This window comes from Streptomyces sp. NPDC096079 (genome assembly GCF_040303145.1).
Classification (GTDB): domain Bacteria; phylum Actinomycetota; class Actinomycetes; order Streptomycetales; family Streptomycetaceae; genus Streptomyces.
Window position 1 is genome coordinate 256,837 of sequence record NZ_JBEOST010000011.1, and the last position, 13,357, is coordinate 270,193.

General features: G+C 72.2%; 13 protein-coding genes. 2 read left to right on the plus strand and 11 right to left on the minus strand.

What is annotated here, in order from left to right:
* Positions 1 to 198: 198 nt before the first annotated feature.
* The 4 genes from ligA to ABTY59_RS23355 are packed head-to-tail and all read right to left on the minus strand — an operon-like array spanning position 199 to position 4,641.
* Positions 199 to 2,379, minus strand: a complete 2,181-nt coding sequence (ligA, locus tag ABTY59_RS23340) for an NAD-dependent DNA ligase LigA (RefSeq protein WP_352020927.1) — start codon at positions 2,377 to 2,379, stop codon at positions 199 to 201.
* A gap of 15 nt (positions 2,380 to 2,394) precedes the next feature.
* Positions 2,395 to 3,393 carry a methionine synthase gene (locus ABTY59_RS23345; RefSeq protein ID WP_352020928.1) on the minus strand — a complete coding sequence of 333 codons (999 nt, stop codon included), beginning with the start codon at positions 3,391 to 3,393 and terminating at the stop codon, positions 2,395 to 2,397.
* Positions 3,394 to 3,395: 2 nt separating this feature from the next.
* Positions 3,396 to 4,094: an SDR family oxidoreductase gene (locus ABTY59_RS23350; RefSeq protein WP_352020929.1), complete on the minus strand. Its 699-nt coding sequence runs from the start codon at positions 4,092 to 4,094 to the stop codon at positions 3,396 to 3,398.
* 7 nt (positions 4,095 to 4,101) lie between these two features.
* Positions 4,102 to 4,641: an LOG family protein gene (locus tag ABTY59_RS23355; RefSeq protein WP_352020930.1), complete on the minus strand. Its 540-nt coding sequence runs from the start codon at positions 4,639 to 4,641 to the stop codon at positions 4,102 to 4,104.
* Between the two features lie 77 nt (positions 4,642 to 4,718).
* Here ABTY59_RS23355 and ABTY59_RS23360 point away from each other — a divergent pair, with 77 nt between their 5' ends.
* Entirely contained in the window at positions 4,719 to 5,261 is a 543-nt protein-coding gene (locus ABTY59_RS23360) for an alpha/beta fold hydrolase (RefSeq protein WP_352020948.1), read from the plus strand.
* A gap of 8 nt (positions 5,262 to 5,269) precedes the next feature.
* On the opposite strand, the gene mnmA is transcribed toward ABTY59_RS23360, so the two are convergent.
* Positions 5,270 to 6,382, minus strand: a complete 1,113-nt coding sequence (mnmA, locus tag ABTY59_RS23365; protein WP_352020931.1) for a tRNA 2-thiouridine(34) synthase MnmA — start codon at positions 6,380 to 6,382, stop codon at positions 5,270 to 5,272.
* 61 nt (positions 6,383 to 6,443) lie between these two features.
* Between mnmA and ABTY59_RS23370 the strand changes: the two genes are divergently transcribed.
* The gene (locus tag ABTY59_RS23370) at positions 6,444 to 7,118 is read left to right on the plus strand and encodes an N-acetylmuramoyl-L-alanine amidase (RefSeq protein WP_352020932.1); all 675 of its coding nucleotides are present in this window, start codon (positions 6,444 to 6,446) and stop codon (positions 7,116 to 7,118) included.
* Here ABTY59_RS23370 and ABTY59_RS23375 read toward each other — a convergent pair.
* The 6 genes from ABTY59_RS23375 to ABTY59_RS23400 all read right to left on the minus strand — a co-directional run bounded on the left by ABTY59_RS23375 (position 7,111) and on the right by ABTY59_RS23400 (position 13,238).
* On the minus strand, positions 7,111 to 8,274 hold the full coding sequence (locus ABTY59_RS23375; protein ID WP_352020933.1) for a cysteine desulfurase family protein: 1,164 nt from the start codon (positions 8,272 to 8,274) through the stop codon (positions 7,111 to 7,113). The two genes, ABTY59_RS23370 and ABTY59_RS23375, sit on opposite strands and share 8 nt — an antisense overlap.
* Positions 8,275 to 8,391: 117 nt before the next feature.
* Positions 8,392 to 9,243, minus strand: coding sequence for a thioesterase family protein (locus ABTY59_RS23380; protein WP_352020934.1), 852 nt, complete (start codon positions 9,241 to 9,243; stop codon positions 8,392 to 8,394).
* A gap of 24 nt (positions 9,244 to 9,267) precedes the next feature.
* Entirely contained in the window at positions 9,268 to 9,948 is a 681-nt protein-coding gene (locus ABTY59_RS23385) for a trimeric intracellular cation channel family protein (RefSeq protein WP_352020935.1), read from the minus strand.
* A 70-nt stretch (positions 9,949 to 10,018) separates the two neighbouring features.
* Positions 10,019 to 11,128 (minus strand): ABC transporter ATP-binding protein, encoded by a 1,110-nt coding sequence (locus tag ABTY59_RS23390; protein WP_352020949.1) that lies wholly within the window; start codon positions 11,126 to 11,128, stop codon positions 10,019 to 10,021.
* Positions 11,129 to 11,136: 8 nt separating this feature from the next.
* Positions 11,137 to 12,243 (minus strand): ABC transporter ATP-binding protein, encoded by a 1,107-nt coding sequence (locus tag ABTY59_RS23395; protein WP_352020936.1) that lies wholly within the window; start codon positions 12,241 to 12,243, stop codon positions 11,137 to 11,139.
* The gene (locus ABTY59_RS23400) at positions 12,240 to 13,238 is read right to left on the minus strand and encodes an ABC transporter permease (RefSeq protein WP_352020937.1); all 999 of its coding nucleotides are present in this window, start codon (positions 13,236 to 13,238) and stop codon (positions 12,240 to 12,242) included. The genes ABTY59_RS23395 and ABTY59_RS23400 overlap by 4 nt, the downstream gene beginning before the upstream one ends.
* Between the last annotated feature and the right edge of the window lie 119 nt (positions 13,239 to 13,357).

Below are 13,357 nucleotides of genomic sequence, written 5' to 3' on the forward strand. Positions count from 1 at the left end.
GTGTCGTGGGGCCGTTGTCCTGACGCCACGCCGGCAGAGCCCTCGCGCGGGCGTGCAGGACTGGACGCACGGTCACCACACTAGGCCGCCGAGGGCTTCGACGGGCAGCGCTCTCCCTCTCTTGCCCGAATGCGACCCGGCCACCCGTAACGATCTGGTATGCGCCGAACGGGTGAGCCGCCGGGGGGTGTCCGGGGGCTACTCGGCGACCGGCACCGCGGCCTCCCGAGCGGCCTCGGGCCCCTGTTCGAGCAGGACGGAGAAGCCTTCCTCGTCCAGAACCGGAACCTTCAGCTGCATCGCTTTGTCGTACTTCGAACCAGGGTTTTCACCCACCACCACGAAGGCGGTCTTCTTCGAAACGGAACCGGTCACCTTCGCTCCGAGCCGCTGGAGCGATTCTTTTGCGCCATCCCTGGTGAACTTCTCCAGGGTGCCGGTCACCACGACCGTCAGGCCTTCCAGCGGACGTGGGCCCTCGTCCTCGCCGGCCCCCTCGTCCTCCAGGGAGACCCCGGCGGCGCGCCACTTGCGCACGATCTCGCGGTGCCACTCCTCGGAGAACCACTGCTTCACGGCGGCCGCGATGATCCCGCCGACGCCGTCGACGGCCGCGAGCTCCTCCTCGCTCGCCTGCTCGATCCGCTCCAGGGAGCGGAACTCGCGGGCCAGCGCCTCGGCCGCGACCGGCCCCACGTGACGGATGGAGAGCCCGTTGATGAAGCGGGCGAGCGGGCGGGTCTTCGCCGCCGCGATGTTCTCCAGCATGGCGAGCGCGTTCTTCTTCGGCTCGCCCTTCTGGTTGGCGAAGACCGTGACGATCTTCTCCTCGCCGGTCTTCGGGTCGCGGCGGGGCAGCCCGCTGTCCGGGTCGAGGACGTACGCCTTGATCGGGAGGAGCTGCTCGATGGTGAGGTCGAAGAGGTCGCCCTCGTCGACGAGCGGCGGCTCGGCAGGCTCCAGCGGCCGGGTCAGGGCGGCGGCGGCCACGGCGCCGAAGTTCTCGATGTCCAGGCACTGGCGCCCGGCGAGGAAGAAGAGACGTTCACGCAGCTGGGCCGGGCACGTCCGGGCGTTCGGGCAGCGGAGGTCGATGTCGCCCTCCTTCATCGCCTTCAGCGGCGTCCCGCACTCGGGGCACTCGGCGGGCATCACGAACTCCCGCTCGGTGCCGTCCCGCAGGTCGGCGACGGGACCGAGGATCTCGGGGATCACGTCGCCGGCCTTGCGCAGCACGACCGTGTCGCCGATCAGCACGCCCTTGGCCTTCACGACCTCCTGGTTGTGCAGGGTCGCGAACTCGACCTCGGAGCCGGCCACGGTCACCGGCTCGACCTGGGCGTACGGCGTGACGCGCCCGGTGCGGCCGACGCCGACCTTGATGTCGACCAGCCGGGTGTTGACCTCCTCCGGCGCGTACTTCCAGGCGATCGCCCAGCGCGGGGCGCGCGCGGTGGAGCCCAGCCGGCCCTGGAGCGGGATCTCGTCGAGCTTGACGACGACCCCGTCGATCTCGTGCTCGACGGAGTGGCGGTTCTCCCCGAAGTACGCGATGAACTCCCGCACGCCGTCGAGCGAGTCGACGACCTTGTTGTGCCGGGCGGTGGGCAGGCCCCACTCGCGGAGCAGCTCGTACGCGTGGGAGAGGCAGTCGATGTCGAAGCCCTCGCGGGCGCCGATGCCGTGCACCACCATGTGCAGCGGGCGGGAGGCGGTGACCTTCGGGTCCTTCTGGCGGAGCGAACCGGCGGCGGCGTTGCGCGGGTTGGCGAAGGGCTTGTCGCCGGCCTCCACCAGACGGGCGTTGAGCCCCTCGAAGGCCTCCATCGGGAAGTAGACCTCGCCGCGGATCTCCACGAGCTCCGGGATCCGGTCGCCGTGCAGCCGCTCCGGGATGTCGGCGATCGTCCGCACGTTGGGCGTGATGTCCTCGCCGGTGCGGCCGTCGCCGCGGGTGGCGGCGCGGGTCAGCCGGCCGCGCTCGTAGGTGAGGTTGACCGCGAGGCCGTCGACCTTCAGCTCGCACAGGTAGTGGTAGCCGGGCGTGCCGACGTCCCGCGCGACCCGCTCGGCCCAGGTGGCCAGCTCCTCCTCGTCGAAGGCGTTGTCCAGGGAGAGCATGCGCTCCCGGTGCTCGACGGAGGTGAACTCGGTCTCGTACTGCCCGGCGACCTTCTGGGTCGGCGAATCCGGCGTGCGCAGCTCCGGGTACTCCTCCTCCAGCGCTTCGAGCGCGCGCAGGAGCTTGTCGAACTCGCCGTCGCTGACGACCGGCTGGTCCTTCACGTAGTACCGGAAGCGGTGCTCCTCGACCTGCTCCGCCAGCTCGGCGTGCTTCTCCCGTGCCTCGGCGGGCAGGGCCCCCTGTTCGACTGCCACCGTTTCGTCCTCCCGTTACTCAGGGTTGTCCGCGAGCGACCGTGCCGCTCTGACGCAGTGGGCGAGCGCCGCCCGGGCATAGGCGGGCGAAGCACCCGCGAGCCCGCACGAGGGCGTGACCACGACGGACTCGGCGAGAGTCCCCGGATTCAGCCCCAGCCTGCGCCACAGCGTCCTGACACCCATGACGCTACCGCCCGGGTCCGACAATGCCGTGTCGGTGGACGGCACCACACCGGCGAAGAGCTTCGTGCCGGCCTCCACGGCCTCGCCGATCGCCTCCTCGTCACGTTCGGTGAGGAGCGAGAAATCGAACGAGATGCCCGCGGCCCCCGCGCGCCGCAGCAGGGCGAACGGCACGTCGGGCGCGCAGGAGTGGACGACCGCCGGCCCGTCGTGGACGGCCATCACGTCCCGCAGGGCGCTCTCCACGACCTGCCGGTCGACGGCCCGGTGGGTGCGGTACCCGCTGGCGGTACGGATCTGCCCGCGCAGCACGGCGATGAGCGAGGGCTCGTCGAGCTGGAGCACGATCCGCGCGCCCGGGACCCGCCGGGCGACCTCGGCGAGGTGCGCGCGGAGGCCCTCCGCGAGGGAGCCGGCCAGATCGCGGCAGGCGCCGGCGTCGCCGAGGGCGGCCTCGCCGCCGCGCAGCTCCAGGGCCGCGGCGAGCGTCCACGGGCCGACGGCCTGGACCTTGAGCGGGCCCTCGTACCCCTGGGTGAACTCCTCCAGGGCGTCGAGGTCCTCGCCGAGCCAGGAGCGGGCCCGCTTGGTGTCGCGTCCCGGCCGGTCGCTGATCCGCCAGCCGCTGGGCTCCACGTGCGCGTAGAGGTCGACGAGCATCCCGGTGGTCCGGCCGATCATGTCGGCGCCGGGGCCGCGCGCGGGCAGCTCGGCGAGGAACGGGAAGTCCTCGAAGGAGCCGGTGCCGGTCTTGGCGGCCTCGCGCGCGTCGCCCCCGGGCAGGGAGCCGACGCCGGTGGCCGCGCCCCAGAGCTTGGTGTCGTCCACGTCTACCGCCCCGGGCGCACGGTGAGGTCGTTGATCTCCGCGTCGCGCGGCAGGTCGATCGCGGTGAGGATCGCCGTCGCGACGGACTCGGGGTCGATCCAGCGCGACGGGTCGTACTCCTTGCCCTCCTGCTGGTGGACCTTCGCCTGCATGGGGCTGGCGGTCCGGCCCGGATAGACCGAGGTCACCCGCACGCCGTTGGCGTGCTCCTCGTGCCGCAGGGAGTCGGCGAGGGCCTTGAGGCCGTGCTTGGAGGCGGCGTACGCCCCCCACTCGGCGTGCGCGTTGAGCCCGGCGCCCGAGTTCACGAAGACGACGTGGCCCTGGGTCACCCGCAGCTGGGGCAGGAAGTGGCGGGTCAGCTCGGCCGGGGCGACCAGGTTGACGTTCAGCTGGTGGTGCCAGGTCTTCGGGGTGAGCTCCCCGATCGGGCCGAGGTCGACGACGCCCGCGATGTGCAGCAGGCTGTCGACCCGGTCCGGCAGGCTCTGGTGGGAGAACGCCCAGGACAGCCGGTCCGGGTCGGCGAGGTCGCCGACGAGGGTCCGCGCGCCGGGGAACCGCGCGGCGAGCTCCTTCGCGCGGGCCGCGTCGCGCGCGTGGAGCACGAGTGCGTCCCCGCGCGCGTGCAGCCGCCGCGCGACGGCCGCGCCGATGCCGGAACCGGCTCCGGTGATCACATGAGTAGCCATGGGCACCATGCTCGCATCAGCGGGAGGCGATCTCCGCCTCCAGGTGGGCGAGGGCCGTCCGGGCGTCGTCCGCGAAGAAGACGAGGCCGGTGAGGGGGAGCGGGAGGAAGCCCTCCTCCTCCATGCGGCGGAACTGGACCTTCAGGCCGTCGTAGAAACCGGCCGTGTTGAGGAGGACGACCGGCTTGGAGTGCTTCCCGTGCTTCTTCAGCTCCAGGATCTCGGTGGCCTCGTCGAGGGTGCCCGTACCGCCGACCATGACCACGATCGCGTCGGACTTCGCGAGGAGCAGGGCCTTGCGCTCGGCCAGGTCCCCGGCGATGACCATCTCGTCCGCGTCCGGCCGGGCCTTGTGGGCGAGGAAGTCCACGGAGACGCCGACGAGCCGGCCGCCCGCGTCCTGGACGCCGTCCGCGACGACCTTCATCAGGCCGGTGTCCGAGCCGCCCCAGACCAGGGTGTGGCCGGCCTTGCCGAGCAGCGTGGCGAACTCGCGGGCGGGGGTCGTGTAGCGCTCGTCGAGGTCGGCGGCGGAGAGGAAGACGCAGATGTTCATGGCCCCACCGTAGGCGGTCGCGGAAGAAGTCCGGCGGGCGGCGATGAGTTCCGGTGACGGCACCGGTCTGCCCTGCCATGGACGAGATGAGCTGCGGCCGGGTCGTGTCGCGGGACGGTACGGAGATCGCGTACGAGCGGTACGGGGAAGGGCGGGCCGTCGTGCTGGTGGACGGGCCGGACGGGGCCGGTCGGGCGCTCGCCGGGCTGCTCGCCCGGCGGTTCTCCGTCGTGACCTACGAGCGGCGCGGTGCCGGGGCGGTGGAGCGGGAGATCGAGGACCTGGCGGCCGTCCTGGCGGCGGCGGGTCCGGGCGCGGCCGTGCACGGCACGGAGACGGGCGGGGTCCTCGCGCTCGCGGCGGCGGCGGCCGGGCTGCCGGTGGGCGCGGTCTCGGTGTACGAGCCGGAGCCGCTCGCGGACGGGCTCCTGGGGGCGGTCCACGCGCGCGTGCTCGTGGTCGACGGGGGTGCGAGCCCGGTGGCGACGCGGCAGGCGGCCCGCGCCCTGACGGCGGCCCTCCCCCGGGCCCGGCACCGCACCCTCACGGGCCAGACGCACGAGGTGGCCCCGCACGTCCTGGCGCCGGTCCTGGAGGAGTTCCTGGACGAGCCGGCCTAGCAACTGCCTCAGGCGGGAGCGGCCGTGCGCCGTACGGTCGCCGCGATCGTCGCCGAGCCCACCACGCGCGTGCCGTCGTACAGGACGATCGCCTGGCCGGGGGCCACGCCGCGGACCGGCTCGTCGAAGGTGACCTTCAGCTCGCCGTCCTCCATCGCCGCGCTCACCGGCGTCTCGTCGCCGTGGGCGCGGAGCTGCGCCGTGTAGCGGCCGGGGCCCTCGGGTGCGGTGCCGCACCAGCGGGGCTTGATCGCGGTGAGGGCGGTGACGTCGAGCGCCTCGGCGGGGCCGACCGTGACGGTGTTGTTCACGGGCGAGATGTCGAGGACGTAGCGGGGCTTGCCGTCCGCGGCCGGGTGCCCGATCCGCAGGCCCTTGCGCTGGCCGATGGTGAAGCCGAACGCGCCCTCGTGGCTGCCGACCTTGGTCCCGGACTCGTCGACGATGTCGCCCTCCGCCTTGCCGAGACGGGCGGCGAGGAAGCCCTGGGTGTCGCCGTCGGCGATGAAGCAGATGTCGTGGCTGTCGGGCTTCTTCGCGACCGCGAGCCCGCGCCGCTCGGCCTCCGCCCGGATCTCGTCCTTGGTGGTGAGGGTGTCCCCGAGCGGGAACATCGCGTGCGCGAGCTGCTTCTCGTCCAGCACGCCGAGGACGTACGACTGGTCCTTGGCCATGTCGGAGGCCCGGTGCAGCTCGCGGCGGCCGTCCTCGGTCAGGACGACGGTGGCGTAGTGGCCGGTGCAGACGGCGTCGAAGCCGAGGGCGAGCGCCTTGTCGAGGAGCGCGGCGAACTTGATCTTCTCGTTGCAGCGCAGGCACGGGTTGGGCGTGCGGCCCGCCTCGTACTCCGCGACGAAGTCGTCGACGACGTCCTCGCGGAAACGCTCGGCGAGGTCCCACACGTAGAAGGGGATGCCGATGACGTCGGCCGCCCGGCGCGCGTCGCGCGAGTCCTCGATCGTGCAACAGCCGCGCGCCCCGGTACGGAAGGACTGCGGGTTCGCGGAGAGGGCCAGGTGCACGCCGGTGACGTCGTGGCCGGCTTCGGCGGCGCGGGCGGCGGCGACGGCGGAGTCCACTCCGCCCGACATGGCGGCGAGAACGCGGAGAGTATGGGTCATAGCCCTACCAGGGTACGGGGCTCCGGGAACCGCGGTCGCGGTGGTGAGCGTTCTCCGTGGCATGGGGAGCAGGTCGAAGGGGACGGGAAGCGGTGCGGAGCGCCGCCGGGTGGGGCGGCGCGCCGTGCTGATCGGCGGCGCGGCCGCGGCGGTGGGCACGGCCGCGCTGGCGAGGGACGAGCTGGGGCGGCTCTGGTGGCGGCTGCCGGGGATGGAGAAGAAGCGGGTCGAGGGCGAGCTGGACCACAAGGGCTCCGAGTGGACGGCGGCGGCGCGGGCGAACTGGCGGCGGGCCGACCGGCCCGACGACTACACGATCGACCGGGTCGTGATCCATGTCGTCCAGGGCAGCTACGCCTCCGCCGTGAAGGTCTTCAAGAACCCGGCGCACGGGGCCGCCGCGCACTACGTGGTCCGCAAGGACGGTCATGTGGCGCAGATGATCCGGGAGCTCGACGTCGCCTTCCACGCGGGGAACCGCGACATGAACGAGCGGAGCATCGGCATCGAGCACGAGGGCTTCGTCGACCGGCCGCAGGACTTCACGGCGGCGATGTACGAGGGGTCGGCGCGGCTGACGGCCGACATCTGCGCGCGGTACGGGATCCCCGTGGACCGGGAGCACATCATCGGGCACGTCGAGGTCGAGGGCACCGACCACACCGATCCCGGTCCGCACTGGGACTGGGACCGGTACATGGCGCTGGTGCGCCGGGCCCGCTCGCGGCTCAGCTGAGGCCGGCGGTCCTGGCCCGCTCCACGGCCGGGCCGATGGCTTCCGCCACCGCCGCCACGTCCTCCTGGGTGGAGGTGTGGCCGAGCGAGAAGCGCAGGGTGCCCCGGGCCAGCTCGGGGTCGGCGCCGGTGGCGAGCAGGACGTGGCTGGGCTGGGCGATCCCGGCGGTGCACGCGGAGCCCGTGGAACAGGCGATGCCGGCCGCGTCGAGCAGCAGGAGCAGGGAGTCTCCCTCGCAGCCCGGGAAGGTGAAGTGGGCGTTGGCGGGGAGCCGGTCGACGGGGTCGCCGCCGAGGATCGCGTCGGGCACGACCGCCCGGACGGCGGCGACGAGCTCGTCGCGCAGGGCGCCGACCTCGCGGGCGGACTCCTCCTGCCGCTCGGCGGCGAGCCGGGCGGCGACGGCGAAGGCGGCGACGGCGGGCACGTCGAGGGTGCCGGAGCGGACGTGCCGCTCCTGGCCGCCGCCGTGCAGCACGGGTACGGGGGTGTGCTCGCGGCCCAGGAGGAGGGCGCCGATGCCGTAGGGGCCGCCGATCTTGTGGCCGGAGACCGTCATCGCGGCGAGGCCGGAGGCGGCGAAGTCGACGGGGATCTGTCCGACGGCCTGGACGGCGTCGGCGTGCAGGGGCACGCCGGACTCGGCGGCGACGTCGGCGAGTTCACGGACCGGCATGATCGTGCCGATCTCGTTGTTCGCCCACATGACGGTGGCCAGGGCCACGGACTCGGGGTCCCGGGCGATCGCCTCGCGGAGCGCGTCCGGGTGGACGCGGCCGTGGCGGTCGACGGGCAGGTACTCGACCTGGGCGCCCTCGTGGGTGGCGAGCCAGTCGACGGCGTCGAGGACGGCGTGGTGTTCGACCGGGCTGGCCAGGACGCGGGTGCGGCGGGGGTCGGCGTCGTGGCGGGCCCAGTAGAGCCCCTTCACGGCGAGGTTGTCGGCCTCCGTGCCGCCGGAGGTGAAGACGACTTCGCTCGGTCGCGCGCCGAGCGCGGCGGCGAGCGTCTCGCGCCCCTCCTCGACGGTCCGCCGGGCGCGCCGCCCGGCGGCGTGCAGGGAGGAGGCGTTGCCCGTGACGGCGAGCTGGGCGGTCATCGCCTCGATCGCCTCGGGCAGCATGGGCGTGGTCGCGGCGTGGTCGAGGTAAGCCATGGTGGGTCGATTCTACGAGCCCGCCCGCCGCCGCCCGGCGCCCGGTCCGTCTAACGGCGGGCGCGGACGGCGGTTCTCGGCCGCGCCGGACGGTGTCGCCGTCCGGCGCCGCGGGGTTCAGTCGCGCGGGGCGCGGGCCAGCTGGCGGGACTGGGCCACCAGGCGGTTCGCGCTGTCCCAGACCTCGGCGTCCTCCTCCAGGAAGCCGCCCGCCAGGTTCCGCGTGGTGATCGAGACCCGCAGCGGGCCGGGCGCCGGGCGGCAGCGCACGTGGGTCGTGAGCTCGACCGTCGGCGTCCAGCCCTTGAGGCCCAGCTCGAAGGAGGTCGGCGGCAGGGCGTCGACGGCGAGGAGCAGGGACAGCGCGTCGGGCTCGCGGCCGTCGGCGAGGCCGAACCAGGCGCGCATCTCGCCCTTGCCCGAGGGCGCGCCGACCGCCCAGCCGACGCAGGCCGGGTCCAGGCGGAGGTCGAGGCGGTCGGCGATCGCGGAGGAGCCGGGGATCCTCGGGGCCGGGTTGTCGGCCGCGCTGAAGCAGTGCTCGATCGGGGCGATGGCCGGCGGGGTCGCGGAGGTGCGGACGTCGTCGGGGAGGGCGTCGAGGTCTCCGTACGAGGCGAGGACGCGGATGCGCTCGACCTCGGTGCCGTCCTCGGCGTACTGGAAGAGCGAGGCCTGTCCGGTGGAGAGCGTCCGGCCGGTGCGGACGGTCTGCGCGCGGATCACGGCGGGGCCGGGCACGGACGGCGTGAGGTAGTGCGCCGAGATCGTGAACGGGTCCGGGTGCGGCAGGTGGTCGCCGAGGGCGCGGCCGAGCAGGGCGAGGAGGTAGCCGCCGTTGACGGCCTGGATGATCGTCCAGCCGGCGGAGAGTTCGGCGTCGTAGACGCCCGGTTCCCGGAGGACGAGGGCGGTGTCGCGGTCGAACTCGCTCGTGACAGCGGCGGCGGTCTCGGTGCTCGTGCTCATGGTTTCGACGGTACCGCAGGGTAGCTACTGAGCGGTAGCTTTTTGGGCGTCCTCCTCGCGGGCGGACGAACGGCGGTTCCAGGCGCGGGGCGCGCGCCAGTGGTAGCGCATCGCGAGGAGACGGAGCACGAAGGCCGTGAGGACGGCGGCACCGCTCGTGAAGGCGTTCAGCGCGTCGAACCGGAGGCACAGCACGACCATCGTCGCGCCCACGATCGCCGGGACGGCGTACAGGTCCCGGTCCCAGCGCAGCAGCGACGGCACCTCGTTCGCCAGCACGTCCCGCAGCACACCGCCGCCGACGGCGGTCGCGAGACCCAGGGCGGCGGAGGAGGTGAGGCCCAGCCCGTAGTCGTACGCCTTGGTCGTGCCGGTCACGCAGAACAGCCCCAGACCCGCCGCGTCGAAGACGTTCACCGCGGTCTGGGTGCGCTCGACCTCCGGATGCAGGAAGAAGACGAGGACCGCCGCGATCAGCGGCGTCAGGAAGTAGCCGAGATCGGTGAAGGCGGCGGGGGGCACGGCGCCGATGACCAGGTCGCGGAAGAGACCGCCGCCGAGGGCGGTGACCTCGGCGAGGACGGCGATGCCGAAGACGTCGAAGTTCTTGCGGACGGCGAGGAGGGCGCCGGAGATGGCGAAGACGAAGATGCCGACGAGATCGAGGGCGTGTTGGACGGAGGGGGTGAACAGTTCGTGGAGCACGGACCCCATTGTCCCGGCACGCGGAGGTGGGAAGGCCCCCGTCGCGCTCGGCGGCGGGGGCCTCTCCTGCTCACGACTCGGAGGCGTCGTCCTCGGCGGTCGGCTCGGAGACCTCGGGCTTCGCGGACTCGGCCGCCGGCTCCGGCTTCTTCGTGATCGAGACGTCCACCGATGCGCGGGCCGCCGGGATCGTCACGCCCTCCGCGTTCTCCGGGTGGTGGCAGGCCACCCGCTGGCCCGGGCGGAGCTCCAGGAGCGGGGGCTCCTGGGTCTTGCACAGGTCCGTGGCCTTCCAGCAGCGGGTGTGGAAGCGGCAGCCGGGCGGCGGGGCGATCGGGGACGGGACGTCGCCCTTCAGCAGGATCCGGTCGCTCTTGGCGCCCCGGCGGCGCGGGTCCGGGATCGGGACCGCGGACATCAGGGCCCGGGTGTACGGGTGCATGGGCGCCTCGTACAGGGACTTGCGGTCCGCGAGCTCCACGATCTTGCCCAGGTACATCACCGCGATGCGGTCCGAGACGTGCCGGACGACCGACAGGTCGTGGGCGATGAACACGTAGGTGAGGCCCAGTTCCTCCTGGAGGTCGTCCAGGAGATTGACCACCTGCGCCTGGATGGAGACGTCCAGGGCCGAGACCGGCTCGTCCGCGACCACGAGCTTCGGCTTCAGGGCGAGCGCGCGGGCGATGCCGATGCGCTGGCGCTGGCCGCCGGAGAACTCGTGCGGGTAGCGGTTGTAGTGCTCCGGGTTCAGACCGACCAGGCCGAGGAGGCGCTGGACCTCCTTCTTCACGCCGCCCTCGGGCTCGACGCCCTGGAGCCGGAAGGGGGCCGAGACGATCGAGCCGACCGTGTGGCGCGGGTTCAGCGAGCCGTACGGGTCCTGGAAGATCATCTGGACGTCGCGGCGCAGCGGACGCATCTTCGCCACGCCGAGGTGGGAGATGTCCGTGCCCTGGAACTCGACCGAGCCGCCGGTCGGTTCGAGGAGTCGGGTGATGAGCCGGCCCATCGTCGACTTGCCGCAGCCGGACTCGCCGACGACGCCGAGGGTCTCACCGGGGTAGACCTCGAAGTCGAGGCCGTCGACCGCCTTGACCGCACCGGTCTGCCGCTGGAGCAGCCCCTTCTTGATGGGGAAGTGCTTCTTCAGGCCGGTGACCTTGAGCAGGGGCTCCATGTTGTCGCTCACAGTTTCGGCGCAATCTCTTCGGTCCAGATGCGGGTCCGCTCCTCCTGCGGCATGTGGCATGCCGAGAAGTGGCGGTCCCCGGCCGGCTCCAGCTCCGGCCGCCGGGTGCGCGTGATGCCGCCCTTGGGGACGTCCGCGTACGGGCAGCGGGGGTTGAAGGCGCAGCCGCTCGGGATGTTGATGAGGCTGGGCGGGTTGCCCTTGACCGGGATGAGCCGCTCGGTCTGCTCGCGGTCGATCCTCGGCATCGAGCCGAGCAGGCCCCAGGTGTAGGGGTGCTGCGGCTCGTAGAAGACGGACTCGGCCGGTCCGCGCTCGACGCAGCGGCCGCCGTACATGACGAGGATGTCGTCGGCGAGCTCGGCGACGACGCCGAGGTCGTGGGTGATGATGACGACCGCGGAGCCGAACTCCTTCTGGAGGTCCCGCATCAGGTCGAGGATCTGCGCCTGCACGGTGACGTCGAGCGCGGTGGTGGGCTCGTCGGCGATGAGCAGTTCGGGGTTGTTGACGAGCGCCATGGCGATCATCGCGCGCTGGCGCATGCCGCCGGAGAACTCGTGCGGGTAGTTGTCGAACCGCTTGGCGGGCTCGGGGATGCCGACCCGGTCGAGGAGTTCGACGGCCCGCTTCTTCGCCGTCTTCTTGTCGACGTCGTTGTGGATGCGGTACGCCTCGACGATCTGGTTGCCGACCGAGTAGTACGGGTGCATCGCGGACAGCGGGTCCTGGAAGATCATCGCCATCTCGCGGCCGCGCATCTTGCGGACCTCTTCCGGGTCCGCCGAGAGCAGCTCGCGCCCGTTCAGCCAGATCTCGCCCGAGATCCGCGCCTTCTGCCGGCCGTACTGGCCGACGGTGTGCAGGCCCATGATGCCGAGCGAGGTGACCGACTTGCCGGAGCCGGACTCGCCCACGATGCCGAGGGTCTTGCCCTTCTCCAGCTGGAAGCTGAGCCCGTCGACCGACTTCACCAGACCGTCGTCGGTCGGGAAGTGGATCTTCAGGTCGCGCACGTCGAGGAAGGCGTCGGTGGGGGCGGACTTCCCGGTGTCGACGGGCTCTCCCACGGCGGCGCCCGTCTTCGTCAGCTTGTCCGTCATGCGAGCCTCACTCGGGGGTCGATCACCGCGTACAGAAGGTCCACCACGAGGTTGGCGATGACCACGGCGGCGGCCGTGATGAGCGTGACCGCCAGGATCAGCGGCAGGTCCCGCTCGCTGACGGCCCTGAAGGCCGCCTGGCCGAGGCCCGGCAGGCTGAACGCGGTCTCGGTCAGGATCGCGCCGCCGACGAGGGCGCCGAGGTCCATGCCGAAGATGGTCAGGATGGGGGTCATGGTGGAGCGCATGGCGTGCTTGCCGAGCACGACCGGCTCGGGCAGGCCCTTGGCCCGGGCGGTACGGATGTAGTCCTCGCCCAGGACCTCCAGCATGGTCGCGCGGGTGAGCCGCGCGTACATCGCCGCGTACAGGAAGGCGAGCGTCACCCAGGGGAGCAGCAGGCCGCCGAACCAGCCGCCGAAGGACTCGGTGATCGGGGTGTACGAGGACTTGAGCCAGCCCAGCTGCGTGCGGAACACGAGCATGGAGAGCATGGCGGTGAAGAAGATGGGGAGCGAGACGCCGGCCAGGGCGGTGATCATCGCCGCACGGTCGACGATCGTGCCCCGCTTGAGCGCGGACACCACGCCCGTGGAGACGCCGAGCACGAGCCACAGCACAGCGGCGCCGAGGACCATGGAGAGCGTGACCGGGAAGGCGTCGGTCAGCATGGTCCAGACGTCCTGCTCGGTACGGAACGAGTAGCCGAAGCAGGGCGCGGCACAGTGGATGGTGTCGCCACCGCCGGTGTAGTCACGGCCGACGAAGATGCCGGACACGAAGTGCCAGAACTGCACCAGGATCGGCTCGTCCAGGCCCAGCTTCTGCCGGATGGCCTCGATGGAAGCCGGATCCGCCTGCTTGCCGACGAACATCGCGGCAGGGTCGCTGCCGGTCATCTTGGGGATGAGGAAGAAGATGCTGAGCGTCACGAGCGTGACGACGAGCAGCATCGCGACGACTGCGAAGAGCCGTCGGACTATGTATGCAAGCATGCGGTCGGCCGGGCGGCGGCCGGGGGCCCTTCTTCCCCGGATCGAATGGAGGACGCAGGGAATCCGAGGGGGTTCCGACACCGGTGGGGGAAGAGGAGCCGTACCCATGTCCGAGAACC

What these genes read in the sequence shown, in the direction of transcription:
- ABTY59_RS23350 (WP_352020929.1), bottom strand. Translation starts at nt 4,094, where the DNA reads ATGGTGCCCATGGCTACTCATGTGATCACCGGAGCCGGTTCCGGCATC.
- ABTY59_RS23355 (WP_352020930.1), bottom strand. Translation starts at nt 4,641, where the DNA reads ATGAACATCTGCGTCTTCCTCTCCGCCGCCGACCTCGACGAGCGCTAC.
- ABTY59_RS23360 (WP_352020948.1), top strand. Translation starts at nt 4,719, where the DNA reads ATGGACGAGATGAGCTGCGGCCGGGTCGTGTCGCGGGACGGTACGGAG.
- mnmA (WP_352020931.1), bottom strand. Translation starts at nt 6,382, where the DNA reads ATGACCCATACTCTCCGCGTTCTCGCCGCCATGTCGGGCGGAGTGGAC.
- ABTY59_RS23370 (WP_352020932.1), top strand. Translation starts at nt 6,444, where the DNA reads ATGGGGAGCAGGTCGAAGGGGACGGGAAGCGGTGCGGAGCGCCGCCGG.
- ABTY59_RS23375 (WP_352020933.1), bottom strand. Translation starts at nt 8,274, where the DNA reads ATGGCTTACCTCGACCACGCCGCGACCACGCCCATGCTGCCCGAGGCG.
- ABTY59_RS23380 (WP_352020934.1), bottom strand. Translation starts at nt 9,243, where the DNA reads ATGAGCACGAGCACCGAGACCGCCGCCGCTGTCACGAGCGAGTTCGAC.
- ABTY59_RS23390 (WP_352020949.1), bottom strand. Translation starts at nt 11,128, where the DNA reads ATGGAGCCCCTGCTCAAGGTCACCGGCCTGAAGAAGCACTTCCCCATC.
- ABTY59_RS23395 (WP_352020936.1), bottom strand. Translation starts at nt 12,243, where the DNA reads ATGACGGACAAGCTGACGAAGACGGGCGCCGCCGTGGGAGAGCCCGTC.
- ABTY59_RS23400 (WP_352020937.1), bottom strand. Translation starts at nt 13,238, where the DNA reads ATGCTTGCATACATAGTCCGACGGCTCTTCGCAGTCGTCGCGATGCTG.